Origin of the sequence: Pararhizobium antarcticum (assembly GCF_001885585.1) — a bacterium.
GTDB lineage: Bacteria > Pseudomonadota > Alphaproteobacteria > Rhizobiales > Rhizobiaceae > Pararhizobium > Pararhizobium antarcticum.
Map to the genome: position 1 here is coordinate 128,327 of NZ_LSRP01000107.1, position 16,383 is coordinate 144,709.

The following is a 16,383-nucleotide window of genomic DNA, read 5'->3' on the forward strand; positions in this document are numbered from 1 at the left end:
CGATCCGGCGCGTTTTCTGTCGTGACAAGACAGGATCACGCAACGACAGGGAGCATTTGCCATGGTCTTCAAGGAACGCACATTTTACGGCGAGGCACCGGAGAAACTTGTGCCGCAAAACCCGGCCGATCTCGAAGCGAGCGTCGCCGACTGCTTGGCTGTGGTCAGCGGTCTTGATGCCTCAGACATTGCCGTCGTTGCCAAGGACAGCATCATCGTGCTCAGCGGTACCGTCATGACGCTGGACGAAAGCATCCTCGCCGAGGAAGCCGCCCGATCGATCGCAGGCGTTGCCAACGTCGACAACAGGCTGGTGGCAACCGCGATCAGATCGACTTCAACGTCCAGCTGACGATTTCCGCAGAGACATCAGCAAAAGCGGCATCAAGAGCCGCGACGAAAGCCGCGTTGCCGCTGCCCCTGACGGGCACGGTGGCGCGGAACGACTGTTGCGAGCGAACGCTGCCATTCCGATCGTTGAGGATCTTCGCAAAGATCTCGACGACGGCCGTGTCTGCACCTTCTGTCGCGATCTCGAAGGAACGTATTTCTGAAATGATCTGGTAGTCGATCGCAAGGCCTTCGCCCGGCTTGCCGACCCCACCGACCTTGCCGGTATTCTCAAATGCCTGGACGAGCTTGGCCTGAACCATCTTCGGGAGACGGTCGCTCCATTGCGAGGCCGCGAGATACTGGATTTCGGATTTGGATAGCCGGATGACAACCTGCTCGCTGTCCAGCGCCTTCAGCGCCGTCGGCTCGGGAACGAGGATCTGCTTGTTGGTGGAATTGCGGCCCTCGACCACAGGCGATGTCGACAGGCTGAACGTGTCATTGCTGGCCTTGCCACCGCAGGCGGACAACAGGGAAGCAATGCAACACACAACGGCGAACCGGACAAACCCTGCCCTACGACCGTGACTAACACCCGCGAGATTCATGCAGCCTATACCCTTTGCCGATTCTCCGGCAACTTAGAGTGCCATACGTTCAAAACAAGCCCAAACCCGTCGATCCAGACCAAGTGTGACCGAAAGGCCACCCGCCAGTGCAGCCCGGCCACACAAGGCTCGGCCTAAACCTAGCGTCGCGTCCGTCCGTCATACTCTTTCACGGTCTCGCCACCGAACAGCAGCCGCTGCGGATCCTTGTCGAATGTCGTGATCGTGTTGTCGAGGCTCTGCACCGTTCGGCGCGTATCGCTGATGAGCGCTTCGATGTCGCGTAGGCCGGAACCGGAGAAGCGCTTCAGGTTTTCCGCGATCGGTCCGATCTGCGCGTTGATGTTTTCCGCGACCTTGCGAAACGATTCCAGCGTCGCGCGTGCATCGGCGGAAAGCGATGGCGCGTCGGCATCGCCAAGAAAACCATCGACCTTGACCAGAATGCCATCAACACGCTTGGAGGCCGCGTTCAACGTATTGGCCATCTGGGTCACGTCCGTGATGGTCTGGTCGATTTCCGGTTGGCGCTGCGTGATCGTCTGGGCAAAATCATTGATCGAGGCGATGGCCTTGCGGGCATCGGCGCTGGCCGCAGAGACGTCATTGACGACAAGGCCGACCTTCTGTGGGTCAATGGCCGCCACAAGCGTATCCACCCGCTTCAGCGTCGCGGTCGCGTCCTTGCCGAACTGCTCGTAGGTTTCGGCCGTCCGTTTGAAGGTGGCGATGGTGTCGGCAACACTCGAGGAGGCTGCACTCAGGTCATTGCTCATTTTCGCGACATTGGTGACAATCGTTTCGACCTTCTGGGGATCGACCGACTTCACCAGGGCTTCGGCTGAACCGAGGGTCGAATCGAGCTTTGCCGAGGCCGAGTTGATCGAATCGGACATGCCGCTGACGCTTTCGAGAAACTTGTCGACGCCCTCAGCATTGTCGGCCAGCGACTTGGAAAACCGTTCCGCATTACCGATCGTGTCGGTCAGCGGCTTGCGGACGTCCTGGACGAAGCCCTGAAGATCGGTGATTGCGGTGTTGGCGCGATCGAGAATCTTGTCGGCCGTCGCAAGCAGGCTGGTCACGCTCGACTGGTCTGCCGTCAATTGGGCCGGTGTTCCCTTGTCGAGGGCAGCCCGCAGGATGTTTTCATCCCCCTTGTTGCCACCGCTGAGCTCGATATAGGCAGCGCCGGTCAAACCCTGGATTTCCAGCGTCGCCGTCGTCGACTTCAGCACCGGCGCATCCGCGGAAACCTCGGTCACAGCCACGGAATAGCGCGGGTCGTTCGAGTTGATCGCGAGATTGCGAACGGAGCCGACGGGGATGCCGTTGAAGCGCACCGGCGATCCGACGCTCAGGCCGTTTGCCGATCCGGGAATGCTGATCACCAATTCCACCATCTCGCCGCTGCGGCCATACTGGGACATCCAGTAGACGAAGCCGAAGGCTGCAGCGATAACCATGACCGTGAAGAACCCGACAATGGCGTAATTTGCTTTAGTTTCCATGGAGACAGCTACCTTCGGACCGCTACGGCGCAATCCCATATTTCAAAAAGAGTGCCGGCACGATCGCCGGCAAAGCGTACAAATAGGTCAGGACGTTCGTTTGTCCTGCGGAACGATCGAGCGGGCGCGCTTTCCCTGGAAATAGGCCTGCACCCACGCATCGTCAAATGCCAGCATGTCCTCGATCGTCCCTTCGACCAAAACGCGTTTCTGACCGAGAACGGCGATACGGTCACAGACAGAAAACAGGCTGTCGAGATCGTGAGTCACCATATACACGGTCAATCCCAACGTGTCCCGCAGTTTGGCAATCAGGTCGTCGAACTCGGCAGCCCCGATCGGGTCGAGGCCCGATGTCGGCTCGTCAAGGAAAACCAGGTCCGGGTCGAGCGCCAGAGCCCGTGCCAGAGCTGCGCGCTTGATCATGCCGCCGGAGAGCTCGGACGGGAACTTGTTGGCTGCCTCGGGTGCAAGGCCCACAAGTTCGATCTTCAGACGCGCCAGTTCGTTCATCAGGTCCTGCGGAATGTCGAGATATTCGCGCATGGGGACCTGAATGTTTTCCAACACCGTCAGCGATGAAAAAAGCGCGCCGTGCTGGAAGAGCACCCCCAGCCGCATGTCGAGCTCGACGCGCTCCGCATCGCTGACAGCGTCATACTCCGCGCCAAGAATCTTGATCGAGCCGGCCCGACGCGGCAGAAGCCGCAGCACAGTCCGCATCAGAACCGACTTTCCCGTGCCGGACGCGCCGACAAAACCGAGGATCTCGCCCCGGAAGATGTCGAGATTGAGGTTTTCGAGCACGATGTTGGAGCCGAAGCCGACGGTCAGGTCACGCACGGACAGGATTGCCTCTGCGTCACCCCGTGCCTGCACATCCGATGTCTCCGCGGTCATGGACAGATCCTTCTCCATCAGAAATCGATCGCGGCATAGAACATGGCGAACAGGCCATCGACGAGGATGACCACGAAGATCGATTTGACCACCGAAGACGTCACCTGCCGGCCGAGCGATTCGGCGCTGCCGCCGACTTTCATGCCTTCGACAGCCGCCACCACGCCGATGATCAGCGCCATGAACGGCGCCTTGATCATTCCGGCCAGCACCGAGGAAAAATCCACCGCCTCCTGCAGGCGCGCCAGGAATGTGGCGAAGGTGATGCCGGAATAGCTCCAGGTGACGACAGCGGCGCCGGTGAGCGCCGAGAAATTCGCGATGATCGTCAGGAGCGGCAGGATGATCGTCAGCGCGACCAGGCGCGGAAAGACAAGGATACCGACGGGGCTGAGACCCATGACCTTCAGCGCGTCGATTTCCTCGCGCATCTTCATCGAGCCGATTTCGGCGGTGATCGCGCTGCCCGAGCGACCGGCGATCATGATCGCCGTCAGGAGCACGCCGATTTCGCGCAATTGCAGGATGCCGACGAGATCGACCACAAACAGTTCGGCGCCGAAATAGCGCAGCTGGAAGGCGCCCTGTTGCGCGATGATGGCGCCGATCAGGAAAGACATCAGCGTGATGATCGGCACGGCCTGAACGCCCATCCGGTCGATCTGGTTGACGATTGCCGCCGGCGATACGCCGCTCTGGCGCCCCAGTTTCATTTGCGCGCCACGAACGGCGGAACCCAGGATATACATCGCGGCGACGATATCGTCCCAGGTATAGGACACCGCCTTGCCGATCGGCTTGAAGAACCGCTCGAACAGAGCCGGTTTTTTCGAATCGTCCTGTGCCGGGACAGGCAGTTTTTCCGGCAGAGCGTTGACCAGCTCGATGAACCGCGGCTTGTCGCCGGAAAGCTGCACCTCGGCTTGACCTTCGCCAAGCCTGCCCATAAAGCGCCGGATCAGCCAGGCTCCGGCCGTATCCATGGCGGTGACGTCGGTGAAATCGAAGACAATGGTGCCGCTCGCCGTCTCGCCGCCCATGCCGTTCAGGCGGTCGGCCATGGCGCTTACCGAACGATTGCGCCAGTCACCGCTGAACCGATAAACGCGTCCTGTCTGGTCAGGACCATCTTCGATTGCAACGTCTGCATCGGTCGGGGCATGGGAACGCGTCACGTCGATGAGGTCTTCCAGCAAGGGCTACATTTGATAAAACATCAGCGACTCATAGCCGCTTGGCGCACGTCTGTCACCGATGGATAGCATCGTCCGTGCAATCCGCTAGCATGAACGGCCAAACTCCGGAGAAGTTTCATGACAATTTCCCTTCATTGTGCCGTCGAGCACTTCCCGATTGCAGGCCAGTTCACGATTTCGCGCGGCTCGAAAACCGTCGCATCGGTGGTGACCTGTACGATCACGACAGGTGGAAGAAGTGGCAGGGGTGAATGCGTACCCTATGGTCGCTACGGCGAAACCATCGACGGCGTCATGGCTGCAATCGAGGCGGCACGCCCGCTCGTCGAAAACGGCATCGACCGGCAAGGCTTGCGGGAAGCGATGAAACCCGGCGCCGCCCGCAATGCGATCGACTGCGCGCTTTGGGATCTGGAAGCCAAGACCAGCGGCGAGCCCGCCTATGTCATTGCCGGCCTGCAAGCACCCGGTCCGCTGACGACCGCCTATACGATTTCGCTGGACGAACCGGAGACGATGGCCGCACAGGCCGCCCAAAACGCCCACCGGGCGCTTTTGAAGGTGAAGGTCGGAACGGATGATGACGGACCGCGCATTCGCGCCGTGCGCCGGGCCGCACCCGACAGCGGCATTCTTCTCGACGCCAATGAAGGCTGGACGCCGGACAATCTCGCCCGGCACTTCGCAATCTGCGCCGAGGCTGGCGTGCTGCTGATCGAGCAACCACTACCGGCGGGCAAGGACGAGGCGCTCGCCTCGATCGCCCGTCCGATCCCTGTCTGCGCCGACGAGAGCGCCCACCACACAGCGGATCTTGCTGCCCTTTGCACGCGCTATGATGCGATCAACATCAAGCTCGACAAGACGGGAGGCCTGACCGAAGCGCTGCAGATGCGCGACGCCGCCAGGACGCTGGGGCTGAAAACCATGATCGGCTGCATGGTCGGCACCTCGCTGGCGATGGCGCCCGCCGTCCTTCTGGCGCAGGGCGCAGATTTTGTCGACCTCGACGGCCCCCTGCTCCTGGCACGCGACAGAGAGCCCGGCCTTCGCTATGAAGCCTCGCTCGTCTTTCCGCCGGGAAGCGATCTCTGGGGCTGAAGCAGGAACGACGCGGCAGCAAAACCACAGCCGGCCAGCGCCACGAGCGACATGGCGTAAAAGCCGTCGACACCGAACCAGCTGTAAAGATATCCGGCGGCAACGGTGACAACCGCGGTGAAGAAGCCGGTGTAGAAGAAATAGAGCCCCTGCGCCGACGTTTCCTGCTCCTCGGGCACCCGCTGCACCAGACGGTTCTGCATGCCTGTGTGCATGATCGCATAGGTGAAGGCGTGGAAACACTGCAGCACGAAATAGCCCCAGAAGCCAAGCGACATCGGGAAGATCAGCCAGCGCACCACGGCCAGGATGCAGCCGGAAAAAATCATCGTCCAGATGCTGAAACGGCGTGTGATCGCCTTGGTGAAGACGAACATGACGATTTCGGCAAGCACGCCGGCACTCCACAGCAGGCCGATTTCTGTGCCCGAAAAACCGATATGCTGCCAGTAGATCGCCGAGAAGGCAAACAGCATGGCATGGCTGGCATTGACCAGCGTGACGCCGATCAAAAGCAGTTGCAGGTCCCTTGCACGCAGGGCCCGGGGCGGCGGCGATGTCAGCGTCGCCACCGGTGACGGCCGCCGCGGTCGGCCGACCCTGGGGGCGGCGATGGCCATGGCGATCGTCAGGAGAAAACCGCCCGCCATCGCCGGCAGCACCATGTCGCCGCCATAGGCACCGATCATCACGCCGCCGAGCATGGTTGCGCCGATGAAGGCGACCGAGCCCCAGAGCCGCATCTGGCCATAATCGAATTGCCAACGGCGCACACCGGTCAAGGCGATGGCCTCGACGATCGGCACATAGGGCGAATAGACGGCCCCCTGCAGCGCGTAGACGATCAGAACGAACCAGAAGCTGTGCGACACAAAAAGCGCAAGCGCCGTCAAAAGCGACAGCATGGCCGACCAGACAAGGACCTTGGCCCGCTCGCCTATGCGATCGGCGAGCAAGCCGACAAGCGGCGCGGTGATCACGCGGACAAACAACGGCACGGCGAGAATGATGCCGATTTCGAAATCGTTCAGCGAAAGCGTGCTCAGCCAGACCGGAAAATACGGCATGGCGAACCCGTTGACGATCAGCGGGGCACAGAAAAGGAGAGCGGTGCGCACGGCAAAATGTGCAGGCGCATCCTGACGAAACGGGACCGAGGAGGGAGGAATCATAAAAAGACCTGATGAACAGACAAAAGGCCTATCACAAGCGCCCGTCCCGCTGCCAGATGCCAGAATTCCCTACAGCGATTTTTCAGGCCGCATGTTGCGAAAGTGCACGCGTCATCAGCTGTTCGACTTCAGACGTATCTTCGCGCTCGACCGGAAGGCTCCGGACCTGCTGCCAGGTGAGCAGTTCCATCGTCCCGTCCTCATGCTCGGCAACTGCGGTGCAGCTCTCCACCCAGTCTCCGGTGTTGATGTAGCGGATACCGCCGATATCTTCGATGACGGCATGGTGGATATGCCCGCAGATCACGCCATCGGCATCGGCGCGACGGGCTTCGTCCGCCACCACGCGCTGGAACTCGCCGATGAAATTCACCGCATGCTTGACCTGCTGCTTGGCCCAGGCGGAAAACGACCAGTAGGGCATGCCGAGACGGCGGCGCACGGCAGACAGTCCGATATTGATAACGATCACCATGTCGTAGGCCCAGTCACCGAGATAGGCGAGCAGCCGCGCATTGCGCACGACGACGTCGAACTCGTCGCCATGCAGAACCAGGTAGCGGCGGCCATCGGCGCCTTCGTGCATGTGGCGCTGCACCACTTCGATGCCACCGAAGTGCAGGCCTGGAAAGTCCCGCATGAATTCGTCGTGATTGCCGGGGATATAAATGACACGGGTGCCCTTGCGCGCCTTGCGCAAGAGTTTCTGGACAACATCGTTGCACGCCTGTGGCCAGTACCAGTTGCGCTTCAGGCGCCATCCATCGACGATATCGCCAACCAGAATAATGGTATCGGCATCGTGCAGCCGCAGGAAATCGAGCAGATAATCGGTCTTTGCTGCCTTGGAGCCCAGATGCACATCTGAAATGAACAGGGTTTTGTAATGACGGGTGGATGACGGATTTGTTTTGGCTGTCATGCCTGCCTCGCGGTTATCTCGGACTTAGGGTCCGCTCTCAAAACCAGACTCTTGTTTCAGGAGAATGACAGCGCACCCGGCCCGCATCCGTCTATCGTGCAGCCAAGAGGCAAGCGCATGGGTAAAATGGCCGTTCGAAACTATACGCCGGGTTTTTTTCATGCAAAAAGAGCCGCGAATGAAAAGCTGAGGATCGAGCATGGACACCGGCGACAAGGCAAACAATCCACAGGTTCCCGAAAGCGGCGATCTTGATGCGCAGGCGCTGTTCTTCCACCGGTATCCACGGCCGGGCAAGCTCGAGATCCAGCCAACCAAGCCGCTCGGCAACCAGCGCGACCTGGCGCTTGCCTATTCCCCCGGCGTGGCAGCCCCCTGCCTGGCGATCCGCGACAACCCGGCAACCGCTGCAGATTATACGGCCCGTGCCAATCTTGTCGCGGTGATCTCCAACGGCACGGCCGTGCTCGGGCTCGGCAATATTGGCCCCCTGGCGTCCAAGCCTGTGATGGAAGGCAAGGCCGTTCTTTTCAAGAAGTTTGCCGGCATCGACGTCTTCGACATCGAGATCGACGCCCCGGAAATCGACCGGATGGTCGACGTCATCTCCGCGCTCGAGCCGACCTTCGGCGGCATCAATCTGGAAGACATCAAGGCGCCGGAATGTTTCGAGGTCGAGCGCCGGCTGCGTGAGAAGATGGATATCCCTGTTTTCCATGACGACCAGCACGGCACGGCGATCATCGTTGCGGCCGCCATCCTCAACGGCCTGGAACTGGCCGGCAAGGACATTGCCAAGGCAAAGATCGTCACATCCGGCGCCGGCGCAGCGGCCCTTGCCTGCCTCAATCTCCTGGTGACGCTTGGCGCCCAGCGCGAAAACATCTGGGTTCATGATCTCGAGGGCCTGGTCTATAGCGGTCGCGAGGTCCTGATGGACCAGTGGAAGTCAGTCTATGCGCAGGACAGCGAAAACCGCGTGCTGGCCGACAGTATCCGTGGTGCCGACGTGTTCCTCGGCCTGTCCGCCGCTGGCGTGCTGAAACCGGAACTCCTGGTGCAGATGGCCGAAAAGCCGCTGATTATGGCGCTGGCCAATCCCAACCCGGAAATCATGCCGGAACTGGCGCGCGCCGCCCGCCCGGATGCCATGATCTGTACCGGCCGCTCCGATTTCCCCAATCAGGTCAACAATGTCCTGTGTTTCCCCTATATCTTCCGCGGCGCACTGGATTGCGGCGCCCGGACGATCAACGAGGAAATGAAGATGGCGGCGGTGCGCGCCATTGCAGCGCTGGCCCGCGAAGAGCCGTCCGACGTCGCCGCGCGTGCATATTCCGGCGAAACGCCGATTTTCGGGCCCGATTACCTCATACCCTCGCCCTTCGACCAGCGGCTGATCCTGCGCATTGCCCCAGCCGTCGCCAAGGCTGCGGCCGACAGTGGCGTTGCCGACCGGCCGATTGCCGATTTCGACGCCTATCTCGATCAGTTGAATCGCTTCGTTTTCCGCTCCGGCTTCATCATGAAGCCGATTTTCGCGGCCGCCAAGAATGCCCAGAAGAACCGGGTGATCTTCGCCGAAGGCGAGGACGAGCGCGTGCTGCGCGCCGCCCAGGTGCTTCTGGAAGACGGCACGGCACGTCCCATCCTGATCGGTCGCCCGCAGATCATCGAATCGCGGCTGAAGCGTTACGGCCTGCGCATCCGCCCCGATACGGATTTTGAAGTGGTCAATCCCGAAGGCGACCCGCGTTTCCGCGATTATGTCGAGGAATATTTCGCGCTGGTCGGCCGGCTCGGTGTCATCCCGGAAGCCGCCCGCACCATTGTGCGAACCAACCAGACGGTGATCGGTGCGCTGGCCGTCAAGCGCGGCGAGGCGGATGCCCTGATCTGCGGCGTCGAGGGACGCTACAGCCGCCACCTGCGCGATGTGTCGCAGATCATCGGCATGCGCAAAGGCGTGCTCGACTTTTCGGCGCTCAGCCTTTTGATCTCGCAGCGGGGTGCGACCTTCCTTACCGACACCTATGTCACCTTCAATCCGACGGCAGAGGAAATCGCCCAGAAGACGGTGATGGCGGCGCAGGAAATCCGCCGCTTCGGCATCACGCCGCGTGCCGCGCTGGTCTCCCATTCCAATTTCGGCTCGCGCGATTCCGAGAGCGCTTTCAAGATGCGCCGTGCCATACAGATCGTCCGCGAACTGGCCCCCGACCTCGAAGCCGACGGCGAGATGCACGGCGATTCCGCAATCTCCGAAATCCTGCGCAGACGCGTCATGCCGAATTCGACGCTGGCCGGCGAAGCCAACCTGCTCGTCTTCCCCAATCTCGATGCCGCCAACATCACGCTCGGCGTCGTCAAGACAATGACAGACAGCCTGCATGTCGGCCCAATCCTGCTGGGAACTGCCCTGCCCGCCCATATCCTCTCCCCGTCGGTGACCTCGCGCGGCGTCGTCAACATGGCGGCCCTGGCCGTGGTCGAGGCGTCCTACCCGGAATAACAATCGGCAATGTCAGCGCAGAATCGCGACTTTATGCAACCCTAAATTGCATAAAGTCGAAAATTCTTAATGTACTCAAAATTGCACTGGACAAAGCGTAAAACCGTTACCATGCTGAAACCCATAAAATAAAAGGGTATTTCAGCATGGCTGACCAACAGGCGTTTTTTGACCTGCTGGACATTATGGAAAGCGAAAGAGCCGTTGAACCGAAACGGTTTTTCGCCCTGATGCGCAGCACTTTCAACATTGAAAATCTGCTGTATATCGATGTGGAGCTCCTTCCGCGCGGCTTTCGTGTTCATCGCTTGTGCCACACGTTTGAAGCCGATCTCCCGGAGGTTTACCGCGACAGGAATGCAGGTTGTATCGACGCTGTGCTGCGCATGGCATCGGGTGACATCAGACCCGTCGATCTGGCCGACAGCCGCAAACGCTATCCGGCTAGCGAAACCCTGTTTCAGGCGGCACTGCATTTCGGCCTGACGCCGGAAGGTATCATCCTGCCGCTATCGGCGCCGGCAAGACGGTGCGCAAGGCTGGTCATCCAGGCTGATGTCGCGCCCGCCGAGTGGGCGAGCTATCGGCGATGCCACCTGCGGGATTTCCAGCTCCTCGCCAATCTGTTCCACGCCTCGCTGCTCGAAAGCGACGCGCGTCGCCGCGACCAGCACCCAGCGTCTGTTATCCTGACCAACAGGGAAACGGAGGTCCTTGGCTGGGCCGCCGCCGGCAAAAGCTACTGGGAAATCGCCACTATTCTCGGCATCACCGAGCGGACCGTCCGCTTCTTCATGACCAATGCCCGTCGCAAGTTGAATGTGGTTTCCAACACACAGGCGGTCGCCCAGGCCATGCGACACGCCTTGATCCCGGTTTCCTGAGCGTCTCCCCGCTTTTTTCCGCCGTCAACCCTGCGTCCGACTGCCATGGTTCGCCCCAGTCGCATCCTATGTCATTTTGACGTGCATCCATAACCTGTCACTACCGACAGTTTTGCCGCACAACCATCCCTGACAGCATCGCCCCCTCACAACCTGTGACAGGAGCGTAAAATGATCAGGATTTTCAACACCAAAAACAGCAAGCACCATCCGCAGGAAATGGACGCCATGTTCCGCCTGCGCAAGCGTGTCTTCCACGACCTTTTGAAATGGGAGGTAACGGTGCGCGGGGCCTGGGAGATTGACAATTACGATGAAGCCAATCCGCTCTACGTCCTCTCCTACGATGACGAAACCGGACGGCTGCGCGGATCGCTGCGGTTGCTGCCGACGCTGGGGCCGAACATGCTGGACGACACGTTTCCAACCCTGCTGGGAGACACCCCGCAGATCCGCAGCGCCTCCGTCTGGGAATCCAGCCGTTTCTGCATCGACCCGGAGATTTCGCAGGACAGGGCTTCCAATCAGGTCACGATCGCCGCAGCCGAATTGATGTGCGGTGTCGGCGAGCTCGGGCTCGCCTCTCGTCTCAGCCATGTGGTCACGGTGACCGATGTCTTTCTCGAGCGCATGTTCCGGCGGATGGGATGCCCGGGCGAGCGCATCGGCGAGCCGCAGCGGATCGGATCGGTGCATGCCGTCGCCGTCGCCTGGGCGGTAACCGACGCGTTGCTCGACACGATGAAGTCCGTTGCACAGATCAACGGATCGGTGCTGGCTGCGCCGATGTCGCTGGAGATGGCACGCGCCGCCTGATACCTGTCGGGCGGGTCGCGCATGCTGCCCGCCCGATCCACAGGTAGGCCGCCGACGTTAACGTAAAGTCGGCGATCGCGTTGCGCCCTCGGCAAATGCCGGTATGATGGACCAGGCTTTAAAACGACGCGGCGCGCGCCGCTGGGCTGCGCTGCGGCTCGCTCAGACGAGAGATGAAACACGTGTTAACCCGTTCGGCAGCTCTTGCGGCGTTTGTCCTGCCGCTATTCTTAACGATGAGCGTGACTGCACAGGCGTCAGCCGTCTGCGACAGGCTGAATGCGCGTCTTGCGAACCTGCCGAAAATCATTGCCAGCAATGCCAGTGCCCGCGATTATACCACCGCCATTTCAAGGCAGAACCTGGTCCTGCGCAAGGCCCGCAACGATCGGCGCCGGCTCGGCTGCAGTTCGGGCAGCATCATCATCATCGGTGGGCCGAATGCCGAGGCTTGCGACAGCATCGAAACCACCATCGAGCAGATGGAAAGCGATCTGGACACGCTGAAGGCGCGCCGCCAGCACATGGTTTCCGGCGGCGACAACGACGTCAACCGCCGGCGGATCGTCGCGGCGCTGGACGTCAATCGCTGTTTTGAAGAACAGGAGGCCGTGATCAACGCATCGACGTCCGAGCCTGAAATCCACCGTAATATTCTCAGCGATATCCCGAAGGCCGGAGAGACATTCTCGATGTTGCGCGGCAGTGCCGACGTCGCCGATCTCGACATCCCGTCGATCGGCGGCAACGGCACCCTGCGCACCCTGTGCGTGCGAACCTGCGACGGCGCCTTCTTCCCGATCTCGTCGAATGCGACGCCTGCCGATTTCCAGCGCGATGGCGCCGCTTGCGAGCGCCGGTGCCCGGGGGCAGAGACCGAGCTCTATTATCACGCGCTCACGACGGAAGAGACCGATCAGATGGTCTCGGCCAGGACTGGCCAGCCCTATACCGACCTGCCGACGGCCTTTGCCTATCGCACCCGCGATCTTCGCCAGGCCGGACAATGCGGCTGCAAGCCGGCCACCGTTACCGGATCTGGCGTCGATCAGCCTGTGACCGCCAGGCAAAGCCTGCCGGCGGATGGGGCGTCCATCATCGCGGTGACCGCGCCTGCGGCAAAACAGAAGTCTGTCGCTATCGTCGAGGACCGGCCCTACAATCCCGGCGATGCCAAGGTCAGGGTTGTTGGTCCAACCTTTCTGCCGCCACAGGAATCGGCGATCGATCTCAAGCATCCGACGGGACCCGGCTACCAGCAGGTCCAGAGCAACTGATTTTTCAATCGGCGGATACGCCCGCGCCCCAGCGCCCTTCGAAGACCAGCTCCTCCAGTGGTAAACGTTGTCGCCACCCCTTCACCGCCAGTTCCGGCTCCGCATACAGCGCGTCGAAATAGCCCAGGCACAGCCAGGCGATGATCTCGACATGGTCCGGAATACCGAGAATGTCGCGGATATCGCGATCCCGGAAAATGCTCACCCACCCGACACCGACGCCTTCCGCCCGGGCCGCCAGCCAGAGGTTCTGTACGGCACAGACCGTCGAATAGGCGTCCATCCGCGGATTGTGGGTGCGCCCGAGAATGACGCTGCCGCCGCGCGTCGGGTCACAGGTGACGCAGATGCTCAGCGGCGCCTTGCGAATACCCTCGAGTTTCAGGGTGCGGTATCGGTCCTGTGCAGCCCCCTCAAACATCAGCGCCGCTTCTTCATTGGCGAGGCTGAAGGCTTCATGGACCCTAGCCAGTGTCGCAGCGTCGCGCACCAAAATGAAATTCCACGGCTGCATGAAGCCGACGGACGGCGCGCTGTGGGCCGCCGACAGAAGCCGTCGCACGACATCCTCAGTCAGTGGCGCGCTCAGGAACTGGTCGCGCACGTCGCGGCGGGTTTCGATGGCACGATAGACGGCGTCCTTGTCTGCACAGGAGAAGGCCTGCGCCTCGACCATGCGGTCTTTGCGTTCGGATGGCATCGTTTGATCCCCAACAATGCGAAACCTCCCGCCGTCCATACGGGTCCAGTCTATCATGTCAGGCCGGTCTTCTGACTGCGGATCAACCGATCGCACCGCCTTCCCGGCCCCCTGCGGGTCCAGTGGCACGGGCCGGGCACATGCGCATTCCCTCTGGTACGATCGTCCCCGTCACAGCGTTGGGCACGTTCCGGATGTTCGCCGGATTCCCGATTCTCCCGCTTGCGCAGGCACCTGACGCCATGGATATGGTCACAGCCCAAAAGCGAAATCAAGGCGAAGCGAAACCGGCTGCCAAGCGCTGGCCTTGCTCAGATCGGCGCGTCGGGATGCGGCGACCCGTCATAGGCACCCCAGATCGACTGGTCGAAGCAGATGACAGAGCCCGTCATCAGTCCGGATTCGGGCGACGACAGATAGGCGCAGGCGCGGGCGACTTCGGCGGGATCGACCAGCCGGCCGAAGGGCTGGCTCGCAGCCGCCGTCTCCAGCCAGTCGGCGGGTGCGCCGTGGAATTCCCGCTGGATCCGATCCTCGCCCTCGGATGCCATCCAGCCGATGTTCAGGCCGTTGACCCGGATGCGGTTGCGCAACACCGCATAGGCGGTGTTCTTGGTCAGCGTCTCCAGCGCGCCCTTCGACGCGCAATAGGCGCTGATGAAGGGCTGTCCCGCCTTGGCCGACATCGAGCCGATGTTGACGATCGTGCCCTCGGTCTTTTCCCGGCGCATCAGCTTGATGGCTTCCTGCATCAGGAAGAACGGCGCGCGCACGTTGATTGCAAACATGCGATCGAAAAGTTCCGGGCTGGTATCGAGAATGGTGCCGCGATCGGTGATTGCAGCAGCATTGACCAGCGCATCGACGCGACCAAACTCGGTATCGCAGGCGGCAACCACCTTGCCGGCATCCTCGACCTTTTCCAGATCGGCCTGGACGTAGATCACACGGCATCCCGTCGCCGTGGCGATTTCTGATGCCTTGGCTTCGCCCTTGCTGGCATTGCGCCCGCAAATCACCACGCCGGCCGCGCCCCTTTCCGCGAAAAGTCCGGCAATCGTTGCGCCCAGCCCCTGCGTGCCGCCCGTCACGATGGCAATCCGGCCATCCATCCGGCCATAATCCTTGGTCATTGCATCTCTTCCCTGTTCGTTATTCCGGTTCAGCTGTGCTTCTTGTCGGCCTGTTGCGCCAGCGCGGAGACGAAGGCCTCTACCTCCCAGCCCTCGGCCAGAGCCTGGTGCATCAGTTGCGCCTGGGTTTTCGGTGCCAGCCCGCCGACCGGCGGATCGCGGTCAAGATTGGTCGGGAAGGAGTAGCCTTCCGCGCATGCGGCGATGGCGCAGTCGACCTCTCCCGGTAACAACCGCCCTTCGGCCAGCATCACTTTCAGCGCCGGATAGAGCACGCCGCTCATCCGTTCGCGGTTGACCGTTTCCATCGCCCGCCCGAAGGCCGACGAAACCTGCAGGAGGTTGGCGACGCGCTTGATGTCCTGCGAGCGGTTGGTACCGGCCGCATGAAACAGCGCCGGGTTGAAAAACACGAGGTCGCCTTTCTGCAGCGCCAGTTGCACGTGATGGCGATCGAAATAGTCGCGGAACTCCGCGCGCTTCAAGGCGAGATAGCCCGGCTCGTAAGCCTGGCTGAACGGCAGGAACAGCGTCGGTCCACTCTCGAGCGGCATGTCGCAATGGGCAACGGCCCCCTGCAGCGTCAGCGCCGGCGACAAGCGGTGGACATGCGCCGGATAGGTTTCGATCACCGCCGACGTCTGGAAGCCCAGATGATAGTCGCGATGCGCCGATTGGGCGGCGCCGCCCGGATTGACGCGATTGACCTGCGCGGTCATCTGATAGCCCGGGCCGAGCCAGGCTTCGCTGGCCAGCGCGATCAGCGCATTGCCATAATAGGCCGCGAAATTCTCAGGATCCCTCAAACAATGCTTTTCAAGCGAATTCCAGATCCGGTCATTGGCGCCGGGCTTGGCAAAGTGATCGCCGCCGCCGGTGTTCGTCCGGTGTTGCTCGTTGATGATGGCGTCGAATATCGCGCTGGCCGCATCAAGGATGCCGGTGTCGACATAGGCCTGCTTGATGACGACAACGCCAGGACCGCGCGAAAACGCCTCGCAGATTTCGGCCAGCACGGCAAGACGCCCCTCCGGCGTTTCCGCCGCCGCCATCACGGCCTTGCCGTCATAGAGCAGCACGTTCTTTTCCACAGCCATGGCATGCGGATAGTCACCGAGCTGCGTGTTGCGCTCGACCAGCGCGCGAAAATCCTCGATGTCGCAGGCGGCCTCCGTCAGCCACACCCTGTCCTTGCGCTTTTGTGCGTCATTGTCCGTCTTCATCCCTGGTCCTCCCGTCGGATGCGTTCGATGACGGGACTATACGCCGGGCGGAAAGCTGTTATAGAGCAGAAACCCATCAAAAAACCATCAGGACG

Annotated in this window: 15 protein-coding genes and 1 riboswitch; of the genes, 6 read left to right on the top strand and 9 right to left on the bottom strand. The window is 61.3% G+C overall.

The annotated features are described in order from the left end of the window. Window positions 1-61: 61 nt before the first annotated feature. Window positions 62-352 carry a BON domain-containing protein gene (locus AX760_RS18980; RefSeq protein WP_071834551.1) on the top strand — a complete coding sequence of 97 codons (291 nt, stop codon included), beginning with the start codon at window positions 62-64 and terminating at the stop codon, window positions 350-352. On the opposite strand, the gene AX760_RS18985 is transcribed toward AX760_RS18980, so the two are convergent. The 4 genes from AX760_RS18985 to AX760_RS19000 form a co-directional block, all read right to left on the bottom strand. Beyond that, entirely contained in the window at window positions 327-941 is a 615-nt protein-coding gene (locus AX760_RS18985; protein WP_071834552.1) for an ABC-type transport auxiliary lipoprotein family protein, read from the bottom strand. The two genes, AX760_RS18980 and AX760_RS18985, sit on opposite strands and share 26 nt — an antisense overlap. A gap of 140 nt (window positions 942-1,081) precedes the next feature. Then, window positions 1,082-2,452, bottom strand: a complete 1,371-nt coding sequence (locus AX760_RS18990) for an MlaD family protein (RefSeq protein ID WP_071834553.1) — start codon at window positions 2,450-2,452, stop codon at window positions 1,082-1,084. Between the two features lie 87 nt (window positions 2,453-2,539). Continuing rightward, a complete protein-coding gene (locus AX760_RS18995) occupies window positions 2,540-3,352 on the bottom strand; it encodes an ABC transporter ATP-binding protein (RefSeq protein ID WP_071834554.1) in 813 nt (270 codons plus the stop codon). 17 nt (window positions 3,353-3,369) lie between these two features. Beyond that, window positions 3,370-4,548, bottom strand: a complete 1,179-nt coding sequence (locus tag AX760_RS19000; protein WP_425348872.1) for an ABC transporter permease — start codon at window positions 4,546-4,548, stop codon at window positions 3,370-3,372. A 117-nt stretch (window positions 4,549-4,665) separates the two neighbouring features. On the opposite strand from AX760_RS19000, the gene dgcA reads away from it, so the two are divergent. Beyond that, window positions 4,666-5,649, top strand: a complete 984-nt coding sequence (gene dgcA, locus AX760_RS19005; RefSeq protein ID WP_071834555.1) for an N-acetyl-D-Glu racemase DgcA — start codon at window positions 4,666-4,668, stop codon at window positions 5,647-5,649. Here dgcA and AX760_RS19010 read toward each other — a convergent pair. Continuing rightward, window positions 5,601-6,821 carry an MFS transporter gene (locus AX760_RS19010; RefSeq protein WP_071834556.1) on the bottom strand — a complete coding sequence of 407 codons (1,221 nt, stop codon included), beginning with the start codon at window positions 6,819-6,821 and terminating at the stop codon, window positions 5,601-5,603. The genes dgcA and AX760_RS19010 overlap by 49 nt on opposite strands. An 82-nt stretch (window positions 6,822-6,903) precedes the next feature. Next, entirely contained in the window at window positions 6,904-7,743 is an 840-nt protein-coding gene (locus tag AX760_RS19015) for a UDP-2,3-diacylglucosamine diphosphatase (RefSeq protein WP_071834557.1), read from the bottom strand. Window positions 7,744-7,942: 199 nt separating this feature from the next. On the opposite strand from AX760_RS19015, the gene AX760_RS19020 reads away from it, so the two are divergent. The 4 genes from AX760_RS19020 to AX760_RS19035 all read left to right on the top strand — a co-directional run bounded on the left by AX760_RS19020 (window position 7,943) and on the right by AX760_RS19035 (window position 13,232). Beyond that, window positions 7,943-10,255, top strand: coding sequence for an NADP-dependent malic enzyme (locus AX760_RS19020; protein ID WP_071834558.1), 2,313 nt, complete (start codon window positions 7,943-7,945; stop codon window positions 10,253-10,255). 146 nt (window positions 10,256-10,401) lie between these two features. Next, on the top strand, window positions 10,402-11,139 hold the full coding sequence (locus tag AX760_RS19025) for a helix-turn-helix transcriptional regulator (protein ID WP_071834559.1): 738 nt from the start codon (window positions 10,402-10,404) through the stop codon (window positions 11,137-11,139). Window positions 11,140-11,310: 171 nt separating this feature from the next. Then, on the top strand, window positions 11,311-11,955 hold the full coding sequence (locus AX760_RS19030; RefSeq protein ID WP_071834560.1) for an acyl-homoserine-lactone synthase: 645 nt from the start codon (window positions 11,311-11,313) through the stop codon (window positions 11,953-11,955). Window positions 11,956-12,191: 236 nt separating this feature from the next. Then, window positions 12,192-13,232, top strand: a complete 1,041-nt coding sequence (locus AX760_RS19035) for a DUF2865 domain-containing protein (RefSeq protein WP_245295056.1) — start codon at window positions 12,192-12,194, stop codon at window positions 13,230-13,232. Window positions 13,233-13,236: 4 nt separating this feature from the next. On the opposite strand, the gene bluB is transcribed toward AX760_RS19035, so the two are convergent. The 3 genes from bluB to AX760_RS19050 form a co-directional block, all read right to left on the bottom strand. Beyond that, the gene (gene bluB, locus AX760_RS19040; RefSeq protein ID WP_425348876.1) at window positions 13,237-13,908 is read right to left on the bottom strand and encodes a 5,6-dimethylbenzimidazole synthase; all 672 of its coding nucleotides are present in this window, start codon (window positions 13,906-13,908) and stop codon (window positions 13,237-13,239) included. Window positions 13,909-13,976: 68 nt separating this feature from the next. Then, window positions 13,977-14,185: riboswitch (cobalamin riboswitch) on the bottom strand. A 58-nt stretch (window positions 14,186-14,243) separates the two neighbouring features. Then, complete coding sequence (locus AX760_RS19045; protein ID WP_071834563.1) at window positions 14,244-15,065, bottom strand: SDR family oxidoreductase; 822 nt, start codon at window positions 15,063-15,065, stop codon at window positions 14,244-14,246. A 29-nt stretch (window positions 15,066-15,094) separates the two neighbouring features. Further along, a complete protein-coding gene (locus tag AX760_RS19050; protein ID WP_071834564.1) occupies window positions 15,095-16,288 on the bottom strand; it encodes a phytanoyl-CoA dioxygenase family protein in 1,194 nt (397 codons plus the stop codon). Between the last annotated feature and the right edge of the window lie 95 nt (window positions 16,289-16,383).